The sequence below is a fragment of the Biformimicrobium ophioploci genome, assembly GCF_030270605.1.
Classification (GTDB): domain Bacteria; phylum Pseudomonadota; class Gammaproteobacteria; order Pseudomonadales; family Cellvibrionaceae; genus Biformimicrobium; species Biformimicrobium ophioploci.
Genome location: NZ_BSYJ01000004.1, coordinates 470909 through 492575 on the forward strand (window position 1 = coordinate 470909; position 21667 = coordinate 492575).

At 60.4% G+C, this 21667-nt stretch carries 14 protein-coding genes; 5 read left to right on the forward strand and 9 right to left on the reverse strand.

Translation table 11 applies throughout. From position 1 onward, the window contains the following. Positions 1 to 28 precede the first annotated feature (28 nt). The 5 genes from QSJ80_RS11805 (at position 29) to QSJ80_RS11825 (ending at position 7500) form a co-directional block, all read left to right on the forward strand. The gene (locus tag QSJ80_RS11805) at positions 29 to 1951 is read left to right on the forward strand and encodes an alpha-amylase family protein (RefSeq protein ID WP_285764656.1); all 1923 of its coding nucleotides are present in this window, start codon (positions 29 to 31) and stop codon (positions 1949 to 1951) included. After that, positions 1944 to 2795: an alpha/beta hydrolase gene (locus QSJ80_RS11810; RefSeq protein ID WP_285764657.1), complete on the forward strand. Its 852-nt coding sequence runs from the start codon at positions 1944 to 1946 to the stop codon at positions 2793 to 2795. Before QSJ80_RS11805 ends, QSJ80_RS11810 begins: the two co-directional genes overlap by 8 nt. Before the next feature lie 93 nt (positions 2796 to 2888). Beyond that, complete coding sequence (locus QSJ80_RS11815) at positions 2889 to 4745, forward strand: bifunctional acetyl-CoA hydrolase/transferase family protein/GNAT family N-acetyltransferase (RefSeq protein WP_285764658.1); 1857 nt, start codon at positions 2889 to 2891, stop codon at positions 4743 to 4745. A gap of 99 nt (positions 4746 to 4844) precedes the next feature. Further along, complete coding sequence (locus tag QSJ80_RS11820; RefSeq protein WP_285764659.1) at positions 4845 to 5768, forward strand: histone deacetylase family protein; 924 nt, start codon at positions 4845 to 4847, stop codon at positions 5766 to 5768. Positions 5769 to 6018: 250 nt separating this feature from the next. Then, positions 6019 to 7500: an MFS transporter gene (locus QSJ80_RS11825; RefSeq protein ID WP_285764660.1), complete on the forward strand. Its 1482-nt coding sequence runs from the start codon at positions 6019 to 6021 to the stop codon at positions 7498 to 7500. An 80-nt stretch (positions 7501 to 7580) separates the two neighbouring features. Here QSJ80_RS11825 and QSJ80_RS11830 read toward each other — a convergent pair whose 3' ends face one another. The 9 genes from QSJ80_RS11830 to xseB all read right to left on the reverse strand — a co-directional run bounded on the left by QSJ80_RS11830 (position 7581) and on the right by xseB (position 21225). Then, entirely contained in the window at positions 7581 to 9068 is a 1488-nt protein-coding gene (locus tag QSJ80_RS11830; RefSeq protein ID WP_285764661.1) for a tryptophan halogenase family protein, read from the reverse strand. A 144-nt stretch (positions 9069 to 9212) separates the two neighbouring features. Next, entirely contained in the window at positions 9213 to 12044 is a 2832-nt protein-coding gene (locus QSJ80_RS11835) for a TonB-dependent receptor (RefSeq protein WP_285764662.1), read from the reverse strand. 146 nt (positions 12045 to 12190) lie between these two features. Then, the gene (glk, locus tag QSJ80_RS11840; protein WP_285764663.1) at positions 12191 to 13183 is read right to left on the reverse strand and encodes a glucokinase; all 993 of its coding nucleotides are present in this window, start codon (positions 13181 to 13183) and stop codon (positions 12191 to 12193) included. A gap of 155 nt (positions 13184 to 13338) precedes the next feature. Further along, a complete protein-coding gene (locus QSJ80_RS11845) occupies positions 13339 to 14202 on the reverse strand; it encodes a sugar ABC transporter permease (protein WP_285764664.1) in 864 nt (287 codons plus the stop codon). After that, positions 14199 to 16454 carry an extracellular solute-binding protein gene (locus QSJ80_RS11850; protein ID WP_285764665.1) on the reverse strand — a complete coding sequence of 752 codons (2256 nt, stop codon included), beginning with the start codon at positions 16452 to 16454 and terminating at the stop codon, positions 14199 to 14201. The genes QSJ80_RS11845 and QSJ80_RS11850 overlap by 4 nt, the downstream gene beginning before the upstream one ends. Beyond that, complete coding sequence (locus QSJ80_RS11855; protein WP_285764666.1) at positions 16447 to 17553, reverse strand: ABC transporter ATP-binding protein; 1107 nt, start codon at positions 17551 to 17553, stop codon at positions 16447 to 16449. The genes QSJ80_RS11850 and QSJ80_RS11855 overlap by 8 nt, the downstream gene beginning before the upstream one ends. A gap of 535 nt (positions 17554 to 18088) precedes the next feature. Further along, positions 18089 to 20005 (reverse strand): 1-deoxy-D-xylulose-5-phosphate synthase, encoded by a 1917-nt coding sequence (dxs, locus tag QSJ80_RS11860; RefSeq protein WP_285764667.1) that lies wholly within the window; start codon positions 20003 to 20005, stop codon positions 18089 to 18091. Positions 20006 to 20101: 96 nt separating this feature from the next. Then, a complete protein-coding gene (ispA, locus tag QSJ80_RS11865; protein ID WP_285764677.1) occupies positions 20102 to 20986 on the reverse strand; it encodes a (2E,6E)-farnesyl diphosphate synthase in 885 nt (294 codons plus the stop codon). After that, positions 20986 to 21225, reverse strand: coding sequence for an exodeoxyribonuclease VII small subunit (xseB, locus tag QSJ80_RS11870; protein WP_285764668.1), 240 nt, complete (start codon positions 21223 to 21225; stop codon positions 20986 to 20988). The genes ispA and xseB overlap by 1 nt, the downstream gene beginning before the upstream one ends. Positions 21226 to 21667 lie beyond the last annotated feature (442 nt).

Genomic DNA, 21667 nt, shown 5'->3' on the forward strand with positions numbered 1-21667 from the left:
GATTCAGGCTGATAGACAGTAGAACAATATGATCAAGAAAAAACTTTCCCTTTTACTGGGCGCGCTGGTGCTGGCGTCCTGCTCCGGCGATGAACGCGCGCAGAAAAGCGTTCAGGTACAGCCGGCAGAAACAGAGGCGTCTCAGGCTGCCGTCGTGCAAAAGCCGGTGGTTTACCAGGTGTTTACCCGCCTGTTCGGCAATACCAATACCACCAACAAGCAGTGGGGTACCAGGGAAGAAAACGGTGTTGGCAAGTTTGCCGACTTTACCGACAAGGCGCTGCAGGAAATCCGGGCGATGGGTGTGACCCATATCTGGTACACCGGCGTGCCGCACCATGCGTTGGTGGGGGACTATACCGAGTTTGGTATCGACCAGGATGATCCGGATGTGGTCAAGGGCCGCGCTGGTTCTCCTTATGCCGTACGTGATTACTACAGTGTGAACCCGGACCTGGCCCAGGATCCGGCCCGGCGTCTCGAAGAGTTTGAAGCACTGATCGAGCGCAGCCACAAGCACGGCCTCAAGGTGGTGATCGATATCGTGCCGAACCATGTTGCACGGAACTATCGTTCGCTGGCCAAGCCGGAAGGCGTGGAAGATTTCGGTGCGAATGACGATACGTCCGTCGAGTATGCGCCCAACAATGATTTCTATTACGTGGTGGGCCAGGATTTCCGCGTGCCGGAGCCCGAGGGTGGTTACCAGCCTATTGGTGGCGAAGCGCACCCGCTGGCGGACGGCGTGTTTGATGAGAGCCCGGCCAAGTGGACCGGCAACGGTGCCCGCGCGGCACAGCCGGGTTTCCACGACTGGTATGAAACCGTAAAGATCAACTACGGTGTGCGCCCGGACGGTAGCTTCGACTTCCCGAAGCTGCCGGCGGAATATGCGCAGAAAGACCTGGCCGAGCACTTTGCTTTCTGGCAGGGCAAGGACGTACCGCCGAGCTGGAAAAAATTCCGCGATATCACCCAGTACTGGCTGGAGAAGGGTGTGGATGGTTTCCGCTATGACATGGCCGAGATGGTACCGGTGGAGTTCTGGAGCTACCTGAACTCGGCGATCAAGGCGACCAATCCGGACGCCTTCCTGCTGGCAGAGGTTTATAACCCGGATCTGTACCGCGATTACCTTTACCAGGGCAAGATGGATTACCTGTACGACAAGGTCGGCCTGTACGACACGCTGAAGCCGATCATGCAGGGCCGTGAGAGCACCGATGCCATTGTCGAGCGCCAGCGCGAAGTGGCGGACATCGATCGCTATATGCTGCGCTTCCTGGAAAACCATGACGAGCAGCGTATCGCGAGCCCGGACTTCGCCGGCGATGCGGAGAAGGCCCGCCCGGCCATGGTGGTTTCAGCAACCATCGGTACCTCTGCGACCATGCTCTACTTCGGCCAGGATGTTGGCGAGAAAGGCGAGGGCGACGCCGGTTTTGGTGACCCGACCCGCACCACCATCTTCGATTACTGGGGCGTGCCCGCGCACCAGCGCTGGATGAACGGTGGCGCCTTCGATGGCGGCCAGCTGAGTGAACAGGAGAAAGCGCTGCGCGACTTCTACAAGCGCGTGCTGAACCTGTCCAAGGACAGCGTGGCACTGCGTGGCGAGTATATCGACCTGCACCAGTACAATCGCGAGAACACCGAAGGTTATAGCGAGAAGGTGTTCGCCTTTGCCCGTGCCGCTGGCGGCAATGGCAAGGATGAAAAGCTGGTGATCGTTGCAAACTTCGATAGCGAACAGGGCGCGGCGTTTGAGCTGCAGTTGCCTGCGCAGGTGCAGGGTGCATGGGAGCTGGCAGACGGTAGTTACCCGATGGCAGAGCAGCTCTACGGCGAACTCAACAGCACTTTGCAGGTGGAAGCCGGCAAGGCCACCGTGGCAATCAAGCTGCAGCCGCTGGAGTCCGTGGTGCTGAAACTGGAAGCTGCCGGTGAATAAACTCGCGCTGTTGCTGCTCGGGATGGTGGTTGCCTGCGGTGCTGCAGGCAATACGTCTCCGTCCACTTCCACCTCCGCCTCCACCTCTACGGCCAGCAACAATGTCACGGTACTGGATGAGGCGTTTACCATTCCCGCGTTGGAGCGTCAGCGTACCGTGCGTCTTTACCTGCCGCCGGGCTATGCAACCTCGGGCAAGCGCTATCCGGTGCTGTATATGCACGATGGGCAGAACCTGTTCGACGATACGACCGCCTATGCCGGTGAGTGGGGCGTGGATGAGGCGCTGGATCAACTTGCCAGTGAAAACGCACTGGAGCTGATCGTGGTCGGCATCGATCACGGCAATGACAAACGCATCAATGAGTTGAACCCCTTTGCCAATGAGCGCTTCGGTGCCGGTGAGGGGGAAGACTACCTGGCTTTTCTGGTCGGGACCCTGAAGCCGTATATCGACCGCAACTACCGCACCCTGGGCGACCGGGAACATACCGCCATCATGGGCAGTTCCATGGGCGGGCATATTTCCCACTATGCGATTCACCGCTATCCGCAGGTGTTCAGCAAGGCCGGTATTTTTTCTCCGGCTTACTGGACCGGCCCGCAGATCTTCGAGCATTCCCGTACAGCCCAGGTACCGGAAGATGCCCGCCTGTACCTGCTGATGGGCAGTGAGGAAGGCGAGGAGATGGTGGAGAATATGCAGCGTATGACGGCACAGCTGCGCAGTAATGGGCACGCGGATGACGTCCTGGTTTCGCGTGTTGTGGCCGGTGCGGGCCATAACGAAGGTTTCTGGCGGGCCGAGTTTCCCGCTGCGGTGCAGTGGCTCTTTCAGGACTGATGAACTTATGGGGTCAGAGCTATCGCTCTGACCCCAGTAATTGCAGCCAAACGCTATTATTATCTGCAACGCTAAAAGAAGCAGGTAAGCGTTATGTTGACTCACCCCAGATCCGGGGCCACCTTCCAGTGGAAAGATCTCCTCAAATCCGGCGATCGCATCTTTATCGGCTCCAATGCCGCTGTCCCCTCTGCCCTGGTCGATGACCTGATCACGCATCGCGGCGAACTGCGGGATATAGAAGCGACCCACATCCTCACGCTGGAAGATCACTGGGCCAGGCGTGAATACGACGACCTGTTCAAGGTCAATTCGCTGTTTATTGGCGGCGACAACGTGCGCCAGGCCATCGCGGAAGGGCGTGCAGATTACACCCCGAGTTTCCTGTCCGAAGTGCCGCGCCTGTTCAGTGACCGGATCCTGCCGCTGGACGCCGCGCTGGTGATGGTCACGCCGCCGGACGAGTTCGGCTACTGCTCGCTGGGTGTCAGTGTCGATGTGGTATCGGCAGCGGTGAAGAATGCGCGTCATGTGGTAGCGCTGGTCAACCCCAATATGCCGCGCACCAATGGTCACAGCTTTATCCATATCGACCAGATATCGGCCTGGATGGATTCGGACAAGCCGATTCCGGAACTGGCGCCGCCGCAGCTCGACCAGGTGACAGAGCAGATCGGCCAGTATGTCTCTCTGTTGATTGAGGATGGCGCCACCCTGCAGCTGGGGATCGGCAAAATACCGGATGCCGTGTTGCGCTACCTTGGCAACCACAAGGACCTCGGCCTGCACAGCGAGATGATCTCCGACGGAGTGATCGACCTGATCCGCAAGGGTGTGATCAACAATCGGCGCAAGACATTCCACAAGGGCAAGACCATTGCCACTTTCTGCATGGGTACCCGCGACCTGTACGATTTTGTGGACGGCAACCCCCATGTGGAGTTCTATCCTGCAGAGCATGTCAATTCGCCGGTCAAGATCGCGCGCAATGACAATATGGTGTCGATTAACAGTGCGATTGAAGTGGATCTTACTGGCCAGGTTGTGGCCGACTCCATCGGCTACAAGTTTTACAGCGGTATTGGCGGCCAGGTGGACTTTATCCGCGGTGCAGCGCTGAGTAAGGGCGGTAAGCCGATCATCGCACTGCCCTCGACCACAAAGGACGGTAAAATTTCCAAGATCGTCGCCCAGGTTACCGAAGGCGGCGGGGTGGTGACCTCGCGCGGGCATGTGCACTATGTCGTGACCGAATACGGCATTGCTTCCCTGCGTGGCAAGAGTATTCGCGAGCGTGCGCTGGAGCTGATCCGGATTGCGCACCCCAGGTTCCGTCGTGAATTGCTGAATGAAGTGCGCAAGTATTACTGGGTACCGGAATACCAGGAGCAGATGCCAACGCCTGTGCCGGAGCTGGGGCCGGTGGAAATGAAAAAGTACACGTTCGATGGCATTGAGTATACGTTGCGGCCGCTGCACCCGGCGGATGAGCGCAAGCTGCAGGAGTTCTTTTATACCCACAACAAGGAGACCCTGATGATGCGTTACAATCACCACGTAACGCATATGTCCCGGGAAAAATCCTGTAGTCTGGTGAGTGTCGACCAGGAAAAGGACCTGGCTCTTTGCTTTACCGACCAGGAGGAAGGTGAAGTGATCCAGGGGGTTGGCCGCTACTACTATATCGAGGCCAACAACAGTTGTGAGGTGGCGTTTGTGATCAAGGAAAGCCGGCGCGGCAAGGGTATCGCCTCAACACTGCTCAAGGAGATGGAGCAGGTGGCGCGCATGCGCGGCATTGACAAGATGATCGCCGCGGTGCGTCGCGACAACAAGCCGATGCTGGCGGTGTTCGAGAACCGGGGTTTTGTGAGTAAGCCCGGTGATGATATGGGTGAGGTTTACCTGGAGCTGGATTTGAAAAGCAAGGGGTCAGAGCGTGAGCTCTGACCCCTTAAATCGGCTGGAGTCAGAGCCAAAGCTCTGACCCCTAAAGTCCAACAACGATAAATGGGGTCAGAGCCAAAGCTCTGACCCCAAGGAATAGATATGACAATCGGAATAGTCAGCCACCCCGCCTGCGCCGGCCATGAAATGGGTGATTACCACCCGGAATCGCCAGCGCGCCTCGGCGCCATCGAGGATCGCCTGATCAGCACGGGACTCGATTTTGTCCTGCGTCACTTCGAGCCGGAGCCGGTGGATCCGGCACTGCTGGAACTGGTACATAACAAGGACTATATCGAATCCATTTTCGCGCAGGCGCCGCAGGAGGGCACGGTGGTGCTCGATGGCGATACCTCAATGTGCCCGAAGACGCTGAACGCCGCACTGCTGGCCGCTGGCAGCGCGGTGCTGGCTGTGGACAAGGTGGTTGCGAAAGAAGTCTCGGCGGCATTCTGCGAGGTGCGCCCGCCGGGCCACCACGCCGAGCGCGACAAGGCCATGGGGTTCTGCCTTTTCAATAATGTCGCGGTGGGGGCGGCTTACGCCCGCCAGCAGTATGGGATCGAGCGGATCGCGATCCTGGATTTCGATGTGCACCACGGCAACGGTACCCAGGACTTTGTTTCGGACAAGGACGGCTATCTGTTTTGTTCCACCTTTCAGCACCCGCTGTTCCCGTTCAGCGGCACCGAGCCGCATCCCGACCACATCATCAACACGCCTCTGGAAGCGACCGCAAGCAGTACCGAGTTCCGCGAAGCGGTTGAGCGGGACTGGCTGCCGGCACTGCACCGGTTCCAGCCGCAGATGGTCTTTATCTCCGCAGGATTCGATGCCCATGCCGAGGACGATATGTCCCAGGTCCGTCTGTATGAAAGTGATTACCTGTGGGTCACGCAGCAGATCAGGGCGATTGCGGACCAGTATGCGGAAGGGCGTATCGTTTCAGTGCTGGAGGGCGGTTATTCGCTGGATGCGCTGGGGCGGAGTGTGGTGGCGCATCTGAATGGCTTGATTGGTAAATGAAGGGGTCAGAGCCAGATGATTCGGGTCAGAGCTTACGCTCTGACCCCTTGGGTCCGAATTAATGGGGTCAGAGCCAATGCTCTGACCCCATAAGTCCATCCCCCCTGCAGGGGGAGGATGGGCCTTCCCGCATCCGCTGGCATCATGCATGCTCAAAATAATAAGGCCTGGATGGGGTCAGAGCAAAAGCTCTGACCCCATAAATCCCGCTCTGACCCCATTCAGGCCACCGAGAACGAGCAGCGAAACGATGAAACAACCAAAACTCCCATTCTGGCAGGTATGGAACCTCAGCCTCGGCTTTCTGGGCGTGCAGTTCGGCTTTGCCCTGCAGAACGCCAATGCCAGTCGCATCCTGTCGGACCTGGGTGCAGACCTGCATTCCCTGTCCCTGTTCTGGATCGTGGCGCCGCTGATGGGCCTGATTGTGCAGCCGATCGTGGGCTCCGCCTCGGACCGGACCTGGAATCGTTTCGGTCGCCGTAACCCCTATATCCTGTTCGGTGCCATTGCCGCCGCCATTGGTATGGCGTTTATGCCCAATGCCAGCATTGCGGTCGCCTTTCTCGCGCCGATGATCTTCGGCGGCATCATGCTGGCGCTGATGGATGCCGCATTCAATGTCACCATGCAGCCGTTCCGGGCGCTGGTTTCGGATATGGTGCCGTCCGAGCAACGTACCCTCGGTTACTCGATCCAGTCGCTGCTGATCAATATCGGCGCGGTGATGGGCTCCATGCTGCCGTTTATCCTGACCAATGTGATTGGCCTGGAAAACACCGCCAAGGCTGGCGAAGTGGCGCCTTCCGTGATCTGGGCGTTCTATATCGGCGGTACCGTACTGCTTGGCTCGGTGCTGTGGACGGTGATTCGCACCAAAGAATACGCGCCCAAAGAATACAACGCGTACAAGAATATCGACGCAGCCGAGCTGGCCCGAGAGCAGGCCGAGCAGAAGTCCCTGTGGCAGCGCCTGCAGGGCTTCGGCAAGTTGCTGGTGACCATGCCGCGTACCATGCGTCAGCTGGCGGTGGTGCAGTTTTTCTCCTGGTTTGCGCTGTTTATCATGTGGGTCTACACCACCCCGGCGATTACCCAGCACGTCTGGGGCGTGGGCGCTGAGTGGTTCGACCCGCATCACCTGGAATCTGTCGGTGAAGTGCCGGCACATATTGCTGCGGCCAAGGGCGCTGCCGGTGACTGGGTGGGCATCCTGTTTGCGGCCTACTCCCTGTTTGCCGCGCTGTTCTCCATCGCCCTGACCAAAATTGCCAATACCTTCGGACGCAAGCCGACCTATGCGCTGTCCCTGCTGTTGGGCGGCCTGGGCTACCTGAGCTTTATCCTGTTCCAGGGTGGCGAGCCGACCCAGGTCAACCTGCTGGTTACCGAAGTCACGGTCCCGGCGGGCGCGCTGGGCCTGTTGATCCCGATGATCGGTGTGGGCATCGCCTGGGCGGCAATCCTGGCCATGCCGTACGCGATCCTTTCTGACTCACTGCCGGCGAGCAAGACCGGTGTCTATATGGGTATTTTCAATTTCACCATCGCCGCACCGCAGATCGTTTCCGCACTGCTGGCGGGCCTGATCCTGAAAGAGGTGTTCGACAACGAAGCCATCTACATCATCGCGCTGGCGGGTGCCTGCATGGTGCTGGGTGCGATCTCTGTGCTGTTCGTGAAGGAGAGCGCGGAGCAGGGTAACGGTAACGGCGCGCCGATCGCCGCTTAAGTTGTTACCGATTCGGCGGCTTGAATGGCCGCTGAATAAAGGAAACGCCCAAAAGAAAGCCCCTCGGTGAGGGGCTTTTTTTACATCTTCAAAAACTGCTCATGCTCAGGCAGTCCCTTCACCGTGCCGTCGATCAGCGTCTTCAGGCTCTTGAACAGGTCTGCCAGCTGAGCATCGGACAGGCCGTCGGCAATGGTGTGGTAGTCCTCGGGTACTACGCCCTGGCCGATCAACACCTGCTGCCAGGCGACCTCGGTAAACAGGTCGTCGTAATCGCGGAATACCTTGCCCGTGCGGCGGAACAGTTCCATCTTGCGCTGCAGGGTTTCCGGCACATCGCGGTTTTCACACTCGCGCCAGAAGTCGCTGTCGCGGCGCTGGTTGGCCTTGTAGTGCAGGATGATGAAGTCGCGGATGCGCTCGAATTCCACCTGTGACTGGCGGTTGAACTCGGCCACTTCCTCGGGCTTGATGCCCTGGTGGGGGAAGGATTTGATCAGGCGCGTGGCCGCAGACTGGATCAGGTGGATACTGGTGGATTCCAGTGGTTCCAGGAAGCCGCTGGACAGGCCGATGCTGACCACGTTCTTGTGCCACTGCTTGCGCCGGCGCCCGGTGCGGAAGCGGATAACACGCGGCTCTGCCAGTGCTTCACCATCGAGGTTGTTCATCAACACGCCCTGAGCCTGCTCATCGGTCCAGTGACGGCTTGAATAGACGATGCCGTTGCCGGTGCGGTGCTGCAGCGGGATGCGCCACTGCCAGCCGCACTCGTGGGCGATGGAGCGGGTGTAGGGCACGATAGGCTTGCTGCCGGTACTTGGCACAGCGATGGCACGGTCGCAGGGCAGCCAGTGGGACCAGTCTTCGAAGCCAGTGCCAAGTGCCTTCTCGATCAGCAAGGCCGCTAGGCCGGTGCAGTCCACAAACAGGTCGCCATTGATGACCTTGCCACTCTCCAGCAGCAGTTCCTGTACTTCGCCGCTATCCGGGCAGAGCTTTACTTCCTTTACGGTGCCTTCGACACGCTTCACACCCTTGCTCTCGCTGTACTTGCGCAGGTACTGCGCGTACAGGCCGGCATCGAAATGGTAGGCGTAGGAGAGGCCCTGCAGGTTGGTGCCCTTGATCTGGGGCAGCGGGGCGAACTTGTTGTTGATTGCCGCCTGGTAGTTCAGGGAGAAATCCCAGTAATCGGTATCGCCGCCTTTGAGGCGATCACGCACCCAGAAGTGGTGGAAGTCGCAGAACGGAAAATTCTTGCCGATGGTGCCAAACGCGTGCATGTAGCTCTGGCCCTGCCTGAACCAGTTTTCAAACTGGATGCCGAGCTTGATCGTGCCTTTGGTTTCCCTGAGAAATTCCTTTTCATCCAGGCCGAGCGCCTGGTTGAAGTTGATGATCGGTGGAATGGTAGCTTCACCCACGCCGACGGTGCCGATTTTGTCGGACTCCACCAGCGTGATACCGATGTTCTTGCCCAGCACCTTGATCATCAGGGAGGCAGTCATCCAGCCGGCAGTGCCGCCGCCGAGGATAATCACGTTTTTAATGGTGTTGTTGTTCACTTTGGTTACCCGGTTACTGGCAGCAAATTATAGAGTGACGAAAGTTAAAGCGTGCAGAAAGAAAAAAGCCCCTGCAACCATGGATTGCAGGGGCTTTCCAGCTAGAGCCAACCGAAAGGTCGGCTCAGGATCTCACTGCCTGGATTACAGCTTGTAGCTGAAGCCCAGCAGGTAGGTCTTGCCGTAGCTCTGGTAGTCACGAACCTGCAGAGCGTTGTCACCACTCAGGGAGGTGAACGGCTCGTCGGTGAGGTTCTGGCCCTGCAGGAAGACGCTCAGGCCTTCCAGGCTGCTGATGCCAGACTCGCCGAAGTCGTAACCGATCTGCGCGTCTACGATGGTTTCGCCCAGGATATCAACCTGCTGGGTGTCGAAGCCGATGCCGTATACGTCGCCCTTGAAGTCGGAGCGCTTGCGCAGGCTGGTACGCAGCTGCAGACCGTGGTTCTCGTAGTACAGGGTCATGGTCTGGATCTTGTCAGACAGGCCTTCCAGCTCGTAGTCATTGCCATTGATATCTTCAATGTCCTGACTTACGCCAGTGTGGCTCGCCAGCAGGCCGAAACCATCCAGCTGCTCGCTGAACAGGTTGAACGGCAGGGCAACAGACAGCTCGTAACCGTGCAGGGTACCGCCGCCGCCATTTTGCATGCCGCTCTGGGTAGCAGTCTGCTCTACCGGAACAATACCGGTTTCCGGATCGGCAATGCCACCAAGGTCAACAGCGAAAGAGTTGTTGAAGTGCCACTCGCTCAGGTCCTTCCAGAAGTAGGCTACGGAGAAGTAACCCTCTTCGCTGAAGTAGTTCTCGTAGCTCAGGTCAACGCCAACCGCTTCTTTCGGCTTCAGCTGGGTGTTACCGCCGCTGATGCTCCAGAAGTTGCCGTTGTCGTCCGGACGACAGCTGTCCGGATCTTCCGGGCAACCGAAGTAGTTAACGGAAACAGAAGCGTTCATCTGGTCCATGCGTGCACGGGAGATGGTCTTGGCTGCACCGAAACGAACAGTCTGCTGGTCGTCGATCGCCAGCGCCATGTTCAGGCTCGGCAGCAGGTGATTGTAGCTGTCAGTTTCCTTGATCGGCTGAGCGACGATCAGTCCGCCTACGTTCTGGCCCGCGAAACCGTTGGAGGTCATGTCGGTGCGTACGTAGCGCAGGCCGGCGTTACCGGTCAGGGGCATACCAGCGACTTCGGTCTCGAAGTCTGCCTGGGCGAACAGTGCGGTAACTTCTTCGCTGACGTCGTAGGACTTGGTCAGGTGGTCGATCTTGGTCAGTGCTTCACTGGTCAGCTCGTAGTAACCGTCGGCCAGCAGTGCCGCGGCGTCATAGGCAATCATGTCGCCCATGCCGATAAAGTCCAGGGACGCGGAACCCAGGCGGTACTGCTCCGGCACTTCCAGCATGCCCGGGAAGTTGCTCAGGGTCATGAAGTAGCCGTTGGACTCTTTGGTCTTCTGGCGATCGCGGTAGGAAACACCGTAGGTCACTTCGTTGACGATGCCCGCTTCAACCATCTGGGTTGCAGCCAGCTTCAGGGAAGTCAGCTCGTCGTCGATTTCCGGCGCATTGATAAAGCCGTCCTGTGCGGAGTTTTCCCACTCGGTGCCGGAGATGCCGAACTTGTCATTCAGCGCCTGGCTCCAGCCCCAGGTCAGCGGGCCGCCCAGCTGAATCAGGCCGAAGTCGCTGTAGTCTAGGCCGTGGGTAAAGGTTGCGCCGGTGTTGCCGCCGTCAAAGGTGTAGCCGATATCATCAGCAACGCCATTGTCGTTACCACGGCCAGTACCTGCGTAGCTCTCGAAGCTCCAGATGTCACGCTTTACGCCGGAGTGGCTAGCGTCGAACTCGACGATCAGGGAGTCGCTGACATCCCACTCGGCGTTGAAGCCGAAGGACTTCAGCTTGGCTTCGCGGCTTTCCAGGTCGTTACGTACAACAACGCGCTGACCCTGGGTTACGGCGCTGGTAACAAAGCCGGTGTTCGGGTCAACAACGGCAGTGCTGCCGTCGATGCTGCCCTGGCCCCAGGCAAACGGAATTTCAATACCGCGCAGGATCTTCTCGTCTGCGAAGTCTACGTACAGGGCGTCAAAAGTAGTGCGCAGGCTCTCGGTCGGCTGGGCGTCGATCACCAGCATGGTGCTGTCGCGGTCCAGTACGGAGGAGCGTACAAACGGCTTGGCGCCGCCGAGGATGGAGTAATCCTGGCCATCAACGGTGAAGCCCGGGTAGCCCCAGGAGTTCCAGCGCTCTTCCTGATTCGGGGAGCTCATGGAGTTCACGGCGAGGGCGAGGCCCAGCTTGCCGTCAGCGAACTGATCGATGTAGGAGAAGGTAGCGCGGTGGCCCTGGTCTTCGCCGTCCGGGTTCAGCTTGTCGAAGCTGGTCTGTTCAACCTGACCGTTGAACTGCAGTACGCGGCCGTTGCGATCCAGCGGCTTGACGGTCTGCATGTCGATCACGCCGGCAATGCCTTCTGCGTCGATGCTGGCCTGCGGGGTCTTGTAAACAGTTACGCCGCTCATGATTTCAGACGGGTAGAGGTCAAACTCTACACCGCGGTTGTCGCCGATGGAGACCTGCTCGCGACCGTTAAAGGTGGTAGCAGACTCGTTCTCGCCAAAACCACGGATGGAGACGCGGCTTGCGCGGCCGTCCAGGCGCTGGGAGGCGAGGCCCGGCAGGCGGGAGATGGCTTCAGCGATAGAGGAATCCGGCAGCTTGCCGATATCTTCTGCGGAAATGGCTTCAACAACAGCCTTGGCGTCACGCTTGGTGCCGATGGAATCCATCACACTCTTACGGAAACCGGTTACTTCAACTTCTTCAATAGTGGACGCTGCTTCCGGTTCCGCTTCCTGAGCTACCAGACCGGTGGAGGCAGACAGTGTTGCAGCAACGGCAACGGACAAAAGCGTAGGCTTGAACAGCGGCATACCCGCTTTCTGCCCGATGTTGGCTGATCTCATCATGATCCCCTTCTCTTATAGTTTTGGTGAGAGCCTGCATCCTAGGCAGCCCACCAGTCCAGAGCATCCCCCCCCGCTGGGGGGGAGGTACGAAAAAGTGGCGCGATTGTACCAGAAGGGGATTAAACGTTAAGCAAAATGTACAAAAATCATTCCGAAAGTTTTGCGGCCGCGCCGACCAGTGCCTGCTGCCCGGCTTCGAGCAGCTGCACCGGCACATCGGCAAGCAGCTCGCGCATTTTGCCCTTGTGTTCGAAGCGCGAAACAAAATTACTTTCGGGAAGCAGTTGGCGAATACGCGGGACTATGCCACCGCCAATAAAGACACCACCCGTTGCGAGCAGGGTCAGTGCGAGGTCGCCGGCGAGGCCGCCGAGCAGGTTCAGGAAGTCGATCACGGTTGCCCGGCAGATCGGGTCGCTGTTATCCAGCGCGCGTTCTGTAATAACTGCCGGAGACAGGTTTTCCGGCTGCACACCTTCCAGTTCTGCCACCGCGCGGTAAAGATTTACCAGGCCGCTGCCGCACAGCAGGTGTTCGGCATCGATGCCGCGCTCGCCTTGTCTGCCTCCCGGCAGGTTGGCCATCAGGATTTTGAGGAGTTCCAGCTCGCGCAGGCTTGCCGGCGCCAGAGAGCGGTGGCCGCCTTCACCGGTGACGGCAATGTGGCCGCTGGCGTTCGGTACCAGGCCGGCAACGCCGAGGCCGGTGCCCGGCCCCACTACGGCCATATTGCCGTGCGGCAGGGCCTTGCCTGGCTTGATCTGGCTGGTGTCTGCCTTGTCCAGGTGCGGCAAAGACAGGGCCAGTGCCTCAAAATCGTTGAGGATCTCCACCCGCTCAAACCCGAATTGCTTCTGCAGGGCACGGTTGTCGATGCACCAGCCGAGGTTGGTCATGGTGATGGAGCGGCCCTGGTTCTCGCCTTCGCCATCGAGCATTACCGGGCCGGCGCCAGCGAAGCAGGCCTGGTTGGGTACGCGGTCGATTTCCTGCAGCCAGTTGTCCAGGGCCGCGCCGAAGGAGTCAAAGTCCGCGGTGGGCTTGACGCTCAGGTGGGAGAGTTCAAAACCGTGGGTTTTCTGGGTGGCGAGGGCGAAGCGCGCATTGGTGCCGCCGATGTCTGCGACGATGACAGTCATTGTCGATCCTTGTTATTGATAAGCAGATGCTTGCCAAGCCGCGGGCGGTAAAGCTTTTTCGGAACCGTCGCGCACAGGGAGGTGCGCGCCGGAGCTACAGGGATGTATTTATGCGTTTCCGAAAAAGCGTACGGACCGTGGCCGCAACAGTATTGTCAGCCCTTGACCGCCCCGGCCGACAGGCCGGAGACGAGGAATCTTTGCAGCCCGAGGAACAGTATCACGACCGGCAGGGATACCAAGACCGATCCGGCGGCAAAATAGCCCCACTGGGCGGAAAAATCGCTGACGAAGAAGCGCAGGCCCACCGGAACGGTGTAAAGCGCTTCCTCATCCATAAAGATGGAGGCGAGGATAAACTCGTTCCACGCGGTCAAAAACGAAAACAGGGCGGTCACCGCAATTGCCGGCTTGGCCAGTGGCAGGGCGATGCGCCAGAAGATCGCAACAGGAGAGGCGCCTTCCATCAGCGCGGCCTCCTCGATATCCACCGGCAGGCTGTCGAAATAGCCCTTGAGCATCCACACGCAGAAAGGCAGTGCGGTAATGGAGTAGACCGCGATCAGGCCGAGCCAGGTGTTACCCAGCTGTAGCCACTCGACGATGATCACGTACAGCGGGATCAGCATCAACGTGGCCGGGAACATCTGTGAAACGAGCAGCAGCATCAGGCCGCGCTCGCGCCCCGGAAAACGGAAGCGCGACAGCGCATAAGCGGCGCTGCAGGCGAGCAGCACACCCACGATGGTGGTCGCGGCGGCAATTATTAGCGAGTTGAGCAGCCAGCGGCCAAACGGTTGCTCTGTCAGCAGCCCTTCAAAGTTAGCGAGTGACCACTGCTGCGGCAGTGGCAGGAGCGCGCGCAGCGCCTCGAAGAAGGAGGCCCCCTCCGGCACGCTGACCAGCGCCAGCGACTGACCGCCGGAAAATGCGAGGCTCACGACCCACAGTACCGGGTACAGGACGATGGCCACCATCACGAGGATAAACAGGCCACGCAGCCAGTTCAGGATTGTCATTTTGCGGCCTCCGTCATGCGGGTCACCCGGGTCTGCCAAATCGCGTACGCCAGCAGGAGCAGCAGTACGATGGTGGAGTAGGCAGACGCATAGGCGTACTGGTATTTCTCAAAGCCGATGCGGAACGCCTTGGTGATCAGGATATCGTTGGCCCCGGCCGGTGCCCCGTCGCTTACCAGGTAGATCACGTTGAACATGTTGAATGTCCAGATCACGGACATCACCACCGCCGGCAACAGGGTCGGGCGCAGCATCGGCAGGGTGATCCTGCGGAATTGCTGCCAGCGTGAGGCGCCTTCCATACGTGCCGCCTCATACAGATCGGACGGAATGGTCTGCAGGCCGCCAAGGATCACCAGCATCATGAACGGGAAGCCCAGCCACACATTGGTGATGACGCCGGTGAAGAAGCTGGCGGTGACAGTATCGAACCAGGCCACCGGGTCGCCGCCGAGCAGCACCACGAACTGGTTGATGGCACCAAACTGCGGATGGAACAGGCCTTTCCAGATCAGTGCGGTAATGTAGTTGGGGATGGCCCACGGCAGGATCAGCAGTACGCGCACCAGGTTGCGGCCGCGGAACGGCTTGTTCAGGGCCAGCGCCAGGCCGAGGCCCAGCAGCACGGTCAGCGCCAGGTTCACCAGGGTCCAGGCAATGGTGATGCCGAGGGTCCAGTAGAAATTGTCGAAGCGCACCCCGGATTCGTTCCAGATGCGCCAGTCCGAGAGGATGGCCACGTAGTTATCGAGGCCAGCCCAGCGCGATGACAGCGGCGTGTGCTCATTGAACATGGTGGTGTCGGTAAACGACAGCAGCAGGCCGTAAGCGAGCGGGAAAAAGACCAGCACCAGCATGCCGATGGCCGCCGGGCCGACAAAGCTGGCGGCGGTACGGTGCTCCTGCAGGCCTGCGGCAATGCGGCGACGGCGGGTGCCGGTCAGCAGAAACGCAATCAGTCCGGCCGGGATCAGCAGCCACGGCCACAGCGGCGCCGCCTGGGTGTTTTGCTGGTTGGTGAGTGCCTGCTGCTGTGCGCGCAGGGTATCGATGTCTTGCTGTACGCCCGCCTGCAGCTCACGGGCGGCCTCTTCGGGGGTGGCGGTGCCCTTGACCGTGCGCTGCAACGCGGTGCGCAGCGGCGTCCACAACAGGGTCATCTCGGCTAGGTTCGGGATCGGCTGCGCGGTATCCAGCTGCTTGCGGAAGGCCATGGCGACCGGGTTCTGCTGTACCTCGGGGAAGCTGAACGCGGCGCTGTTTGCCGGCAGCTGCTTGCCGGTGGTGGCCATTTCCAGTGCGGCTTCGTCCGAGGTCAGGAACTCCACCAGCGCCCAGGCAGCCTGCGGGTGCTTGCTCGCCGGGGACAGGAACAGGCCTTCCACAGCCGCCCAGGGGCTCAGGGGCTCGCCGTTGTCGAGCAGCGGCAGCGGTGCCACGCCGTAGTCGATGGTCGGGTCGATCTCGCTCAGCATCCACGGACCATTGATCACCATGGCCGCGCGGCCCTGGTTAAACAAGCCACTGACCAGCGCTGACGTAGGCTCGCTCGGCAGTGCACCGGTGGCGAGCCACTCGCGCAGGGTGTGCAGTGCACCAACGGCACCGCTGGAATCCACCTGCAGTTCACCGTCGGCACTAAAGGCGCCGCCGCCGGCATTCAGCAGGGCGCCGTGGTAAAAGGGTTCGGTGTACTCAAAGGCGAGACCAAAGTGGCCGCGGGCCTGGTCGGTGTGTCTTTTGGCCAGTGCCAGCATATCGGCGGCGGTTGCCGGGGGCTCTGGCACCAGGTCGCGGTTGTAGATCAGCGCCACACTCTTGAAGTTGAACGGCAGGCCGTAAAGCTTGCCCTCGAAACTCATGGCGTCACGCAGCGGCTGCGGGAAGCGCTCCAGAATGGCAGCGCTGGCAAAATCGTCCACGGCGGCGATGGTATTGCCGGACAGCGCCCAGCCGCCGATGCGGTCGTGAGCAAAGATAAACAGGTCGGGGCCACGTCCCCGCGGCAGGGCAGCGCTCAGTTTGTCGGCATAGCTGTCGAACGGGATCGCCAGCGGGATAACCGTGTGGCCGGAATTGTGGCCTACAGTCGCATTGAAGCGCTCCAGCAGGTTTTCCAGCGCGGCCTTTTCCTCGCCGCGGTAGGCGTGCCACAGGCGGATTTCCTCGGCGCTGGCCGGTCCCGCCAGCAATGCACTGGCGCCCAGCAGCCAGAGCGCGGCTATCTGCAAATACTTGCGAAGATCAGGCACCAGCAGTCTCCAGTGCTGTGCCCGCGGGCTCTACAGAGGTCGCAGCAATGCGCTCGCCATTGGTGTCAAAGAAATACAGGTCCGCCGGGTTGAAGCGGAGGACGGCGTCGGTACCGGTCTGCGGCAGCTGCTCCATTGCCAGCTTGGCGCGCAGCTGTGTATCGCCTGCGGCCAGGTAGGCAAGGCCCTCATGGCCGAGGCACTCGATCATCTCCACGCGGCCGTTCAGTGTCGCGGCCGTGCCTGTTGTGGACAGGCACTCTGGCCTCAGGCCCACCTGCAGTTCTGTGGGCAGTGCCGCGGCGGTCGCCGTCGGCAGTTCAATTTCGAAGAAAGCGGTGCGCAGGCGGGTGCCGTCGCGCTGGCCGCTGAAAATGTTCATTGGTGGTGAACCCATAAACTGGGCCACGAAGGTGTTGTCCGGCGCTGAGTAGAGCTCCGCCGGGGTACCCACCTGCATCAGGCGACCGCCGTTCATGATGGCGATGCGATCGCCAAGGGTCATCGCCTCTACCTGGTCGTGGGTCACGTATACCGAAGTGGTGCCCTGGGTGCGGTGCAGGCGCGCGATTTCGGCGCGCATCTGGGTGCGCAGTTCCGCGTCCAGGTTGGACAGGGGTTCATCGAACAGGAACACATCGGGATTGCGCACCAGCGCACGCCCCAGGGCCACCCGCTGGCGCTGGCCGCCGGACAGTTCACCGGGTTTGCGCTGCAGCAGGGGCTCGAGGCCGAGTGCGCGCGCGGTCGCCTCTACCTGCTCGCGGACTTTGGCATCGGGGGTTTTGCGCACCCGCAGGCCGAATGCCATGTTCTCGAACACGGTCATGTGTGGGTAGAGCGCGTAGCTCTGGAACACCATGGCGATGTTGCGCTCGCCCGCAGCCACATCATTGACCAGCCGCTCGCCGATACGCAGTTCACCGTCGCTGACGGACTCCAGCCCGGCAATCATGCGCAGGGTGGTGGACTTGCCGCAGCCGGAAGGGCCAACCAGCACCATGAACTCGCCGTCGCGTATCTCCAGGTCCAGGCCCGGGATGGTCGCGGCTTGCTGTCCGTACTGCTTGACGATCTTTTTCAGTGAGATAGAGGCCATAGTTGCGCTCGGTTGTCCTGGTCTTGCTTCGCGGCTGTAGCCGCTGACGGATTCTTGTCCACGCTGATTGTCCGCGAGGCCGCCGTCGCTCTCATCATCCCGCCGGTGGGCGTAGGCGTCACAATCTGCTCAGGTGCGCCGCCCGGACAGGCATGCCCTGGCCAAAAAATAGCCGGGCGCGCAATTATCCATATTTTTGCCTGTTCAAAAAAGCGTCATCTGTCATTCATTTTTCTGTCACATGCGGCGGTTAACTTGTGCATCGAGGGAGCGCGATTGCAAGAACAGGGATGGTTCTGAGGTCACAATGCGCTTTTTCTTGAATAAAAGAGGAAAAAAGGGTCTTTTGGGTGTATTTGCCGGCAGTTTTGTCGCGCAAGTGCCAGACTTGATGGGCGGAGTGGTGTGTGCCGGGAAAGGTGATGTGCACACACGGCTTCGCTTTTTTATGTCCGGCGGTTTTTCGGCTGATTTGCCCGCCAGGGCAGCAAGGTGCCGCCCGGCAGAATTGACTGAATAGTCTAAGGCTTGGGGCTCAGGAGGCCGCGCTGCGGGAATCGTTGGCTGCCATCAGGGCGAGGCGCTCCAGAATGCGGCGCTCGATACCGGCGGCGTCCAGGCCTATGGCGGCCAGTAATTCCTCGTGCTTGCCGTGTTCGATGGTCTGGTCGGGCAGGCCGAGGTTCAGCAGCGGCATGACGGTGCCGCGATTGACCAGGTATTCATTGACTGCGCTGCCGGCGCCGCCGGCAACGGTATTTTCTTCCAGGGTTACCAGCAGCTGGTGGCTCGCCGCCATTTCGTCAACGAGGGCGGTATCCAGTGGCTTGACCCAGCGCATATCGCATACGGTCGCGCCGAGTCTTTCCGCTACTTCCATGGCCGGCGCGAGCAGGGTGCCGAAGCTCAGGATCGCCACGCCCTTGCCGCGTTTGCGGATTTCACCCTTGCCGATGGGCAGCTCTGTCATGGCCTGCTCGATCTGCGCACCGGTGCCGGTCCCGCGGGGATAGCGTACAGCGGCCGGCCCCTGGTGCCGGTAGGTGGTGTAAAGCATCTGGCGGCACTGGTTTTCGTCGCTCGGCGCTGCGATCACCATGTTCGGTATACAGCGCATAAATGTCAGGTCGAAGCTGCCGGCGTGGGTCTGGCCATCCTCGCCCACAAGGCCGGCGCGGTCGATGGCAAACAGTACATCCAGGTCCTGGATGGCCACATCGTGTACCAGCTGGTCGTAGCCGCGCTGCAGGAAAGTGGAGTAGATGGCCACCACGGGCTTCTGGCCCTCGCAGGCCATGCCGGCGGCAACCGTCACTGCGTGCTGTTCGGCAATGGCGACATCGTGGAAGCGCTCCGGGAAGCGTTCGGAGAACTCGACCATGCCGGAGCCTTCACACATGGCAGGGGTGATGGCAATCAGGCGCTCGTCCTGTTCCGCCATGTCGCACAGCCACCGGCCAAACACGTCCTGGTATTTTGGTGATTTGGGCTTGGCAGGCACGGCAACCTGCACCCGTGGCTCGGGTTCGAGCTTGTTCAGGGCGTGGTAGCCCACCGGGTCGGCCTCTGCCGGGGCAAAGCCCTTGCCCTTCTTGGTCACCACGTGCAGCAGCTGCGGGCCGGGCTGGCTGTGCAGGTTGCGCAGGGTGTGGACCAGGTCGTGCAGGTTGTGGCCGTCGATCGGGCCAACGTAGTTGAAGCCGAGTTCCTCGAACAGGGTGCCGGGCATGATCATGCCCTTCACATGCTCCTCGGTGCGGCGCGCCAGCTGCCACATCTTGGGGATATTCGACAGCAGCTTGCGGCTGCCCTCGCGCGCGCTCAGGTAGGGCTTGCTGGCAATGATCTTGGCGAAGTAGGTGGCCAGGCCACCGACGTTGCGGGAGATCGACATATTGTTGTCATTGAGCACTACCAGCATGTCGCGGCCGGAATGGGCGGCGTGATTGAGCGCCTCGAATGCCATACCGGCAGTCATGGCGCCATCGCCGATCACGGCCACGGCCTTGCGCTCCTCGCCACCGGCATGGGCGCCGAGTGCCATACCCAGCGCGGCGCTGATGGAAGTGCTGGAGTGGCCCACACCGAAGGTGTCGAAGTCACTCTCGCTGCGCTTCGGGAAGCCGGACAGGCCGCCTTTCTGGCGCATGCTGAGCATCTGCTCGCGGCGCCCGGTCAGGATCTTGTGCGGGTAGGTCTGGTGGCCGACATCCCACACCAGCCGGTCTTCCGGGGTGTTGTAGATGTAGTGCAGGGCAATGGTCAGTTCGACCACGCCGAGGCCGGCACCAAAGTGACCGCCGGTCTGGCCCACGCAATACAGAAGGTACTCACGCAGCTCGAGTGCCACCTGCTCCAGCTGACGCTCTTCTAGCGCGCGCAGCTGGGCTGGCTCGTCAATCGAATCGAGCAGCGGGGTATTCGGGCGGGTGCGTGGGATTTCCTGGAACATCTGAATCTATTAAGTTTTTGTCCTGTCGGCCCTGCGGCCAAGCCAAGAAGACGATTGTATGCGCCTTGGCCCCGCATTCAAAGCGGGGCCGGCCCCTTAATGGTCGCGGTGGACAATGTAGTCTGCCAGGTCACGCAGCGGCGCAGCCCGTTCGTCCAGATGCGCAAGGGCAGCGTGTGCGGCACTGTGCAGCTCTGTTGCCTTCCGGCGTGCGCCTTCAAGGCCCAGCAGGCTGACGTAGGTCGGCTTGTTCAGGGCGATATCGGCGCCCTGCGCCTTGCCCAGGGTCTCGGTGTCTGCCACTACGTCTAGGATATCGTCCTGTACCTGGAAGGCGAGGCCGATGGCGTCGGCGTAGCGGCTCAGGTCTTCGAGCTGGGCGTCGCTGGCACCGGCAGCCAGTGCGCCAATGCGGACGCTGGCGCGGATCAGGGCGCCGGTTTTGAGGCGGTGCATGCGCTCGAGGCTCGGCAGGTCCAACTGCCGGTCCACCGATGCCAGGTCGATGGCCTGGCCGGCCACCATGCCCGCGGCACCGCCGGCCCGGGCCAGCTCAGAAAGCATCGCCACGCGTGTCTCGGCGGCAAGATCGCCGTTTACTATGAGTTCGAAGGCCAGTGTCTGCAGTGCGTCACCGGCCAGGATTGCGTTGGCCTCACCAAAACGGATGTGACAGGTGGGTTGGCCGCGGCGCAGATCGTCGTCGTCCATCGACGGCAGGTCATCGTGGATCAGGGAGTAGGCATGGATCGCTTCGACCGCCGCCGCCGCGCCGTCACAGCGTGAGGCAGGCGTGCCGAGGGCACCGGCGGTGGCGTAGACGAGCATCGGTCGCACGCGTTTGCCACCGTTGAGCGTGGAGTAGCGCATGGCTTCCAGCAGGGTCTGCGCCTCTGCCGGATACTGTGACAGCGCGCCGGACAGCGTTGCCTCTACCCTGGCGCTGCACTCCTGCAGGAACTGCTTGAGGGACAGGGGCATCATTCGCTGTCAGGATCCTCGAACGGCTGCTCGCTGATTTCGCCGTTGCGTTCAAGCAGGATCTTGACCTTCTGTTCCGCGGCCTGCAGCTTCTGCTGACACTCCCGCGTTAGTTTGACGCCTTTTTCGAAGTCCACGAGGGCTTCTTCCAGGGGGAGTTCACCGGATTCCAGTCGTTCTACCAGTTGTTCGAGCTGGGCGAGGGAATCCTCGAAACTCAGCGCTTTCTTGCCTGCCATACGGCCTCCGTCATAGATCAGGCGCCACCATAGCGACTAATAAAGAAGGCGACAAGCGGGGTAGGGGTGGATATTTGGCGCGTAAAATTTCCGACTAAGGTCGGAATTCTGCTGTAGGGGTTGACCGGTGAACCGGAAGGTCTTAAATTCCCGACCGAGCCCATGGATTATGTCGAATAAGAATTCGGATCCGGCGCCTCCTTCCTCCTGAACAGACCTGTTGTTCATTTGTGCGACATTTCCTACAAACGTAAGAGAAATCTCGCGCTAAAAAGCGAACTTTCCCACTACCCTTTCCGTGCCCGATGTCCATAATTGAAATTGCAAGGACGCAATAGGGAATACCTACTGGCAAGGGATAAAGGGATTGTGCCGCCGGCGAAGGATAAATGGATTGCGCCGACTACCCTAAGGACATGGGTAACATCCTGTGAGACACGCC

Bases quoted from the DNA above. Each gene is read 5' to 3' on its own strand.
- QSJ80_RS11805 (WP_285764656.1), top strand. From the start codon at position 29: ATGATCAAGAAAAAACTTTCCCTTTTACTGGGCGCGCTGGTGCTGGCG.
- QSJ80_RS11815 (WP_285764658.1), top strand. From the start codon at position 2,889: ATGTTGACTCACCCCAGATCCGGGGCCACCTTCCAGTGGAAAGATCTC.
- QSJ80_RS11820 (WP_285764659.1), top strand. From the start codon at position 4,845: ATGACAATCGGAATAGTCAGCCACCCCGCCTGCGCCGGCCATGAAATG.
- QSJ80_RS11825 (WP_285764660.1), top strand. From the start codon at position 6,019: ATGAAACAACCAAAACTCCCATTCTGGCAGGTATGGAACCTCAGCCTC.
- QSJ80_RS11835 (WP_285764662.1), bottom strand. From the start codon at position 12,044: ATGATGAGATCAGCCAACATCGGGCAGAAAGCGGGTATGCCGCTGTTC.
- glk (WP_285764663.1), bottom strand. From the start codon at position 13,183: ATGACTGTCATCGTCGCAGACATCGGCGGCACCAATGCGCGCTTCGCC.
- QSJ80_RS11845 (WP_285764664.1), bottom strand. From the start codon at position 14,202: ATGACAATCCTGAACTGGCTGCGTGGCCTGTTTATCCTCGTGATGGTG.
- QSJ80_RS11855 (WP_285764666.1), bottom strand. From the start codon at position 17,553: ATGGCCTCTATCTCACTGAAAAAGATCGTCAAGCAGTACGGACAGCAA.
- dxs (WP_285764667.1), bottom strand. From the start codon at position 20,005: ATGTTCCAGGAAATCCCACGCACCCGCCCGAATACCCCGCTGCTCGAT.
- ispA (WP_285764677.1), bottom strand. From the start codon at position 20,986: ATGCCCCTGTCCCTCAAGCAGTTCCTGCAGGAGTGCAGCGCCAGGGTA.
- xseB (WP_285764668.1), bottom strand. From the start codon at position 21,225: ATGGCAGGCAAGAAAGCGCTGAGTTTCGAGGATTCCCTCGCCCAGCTC.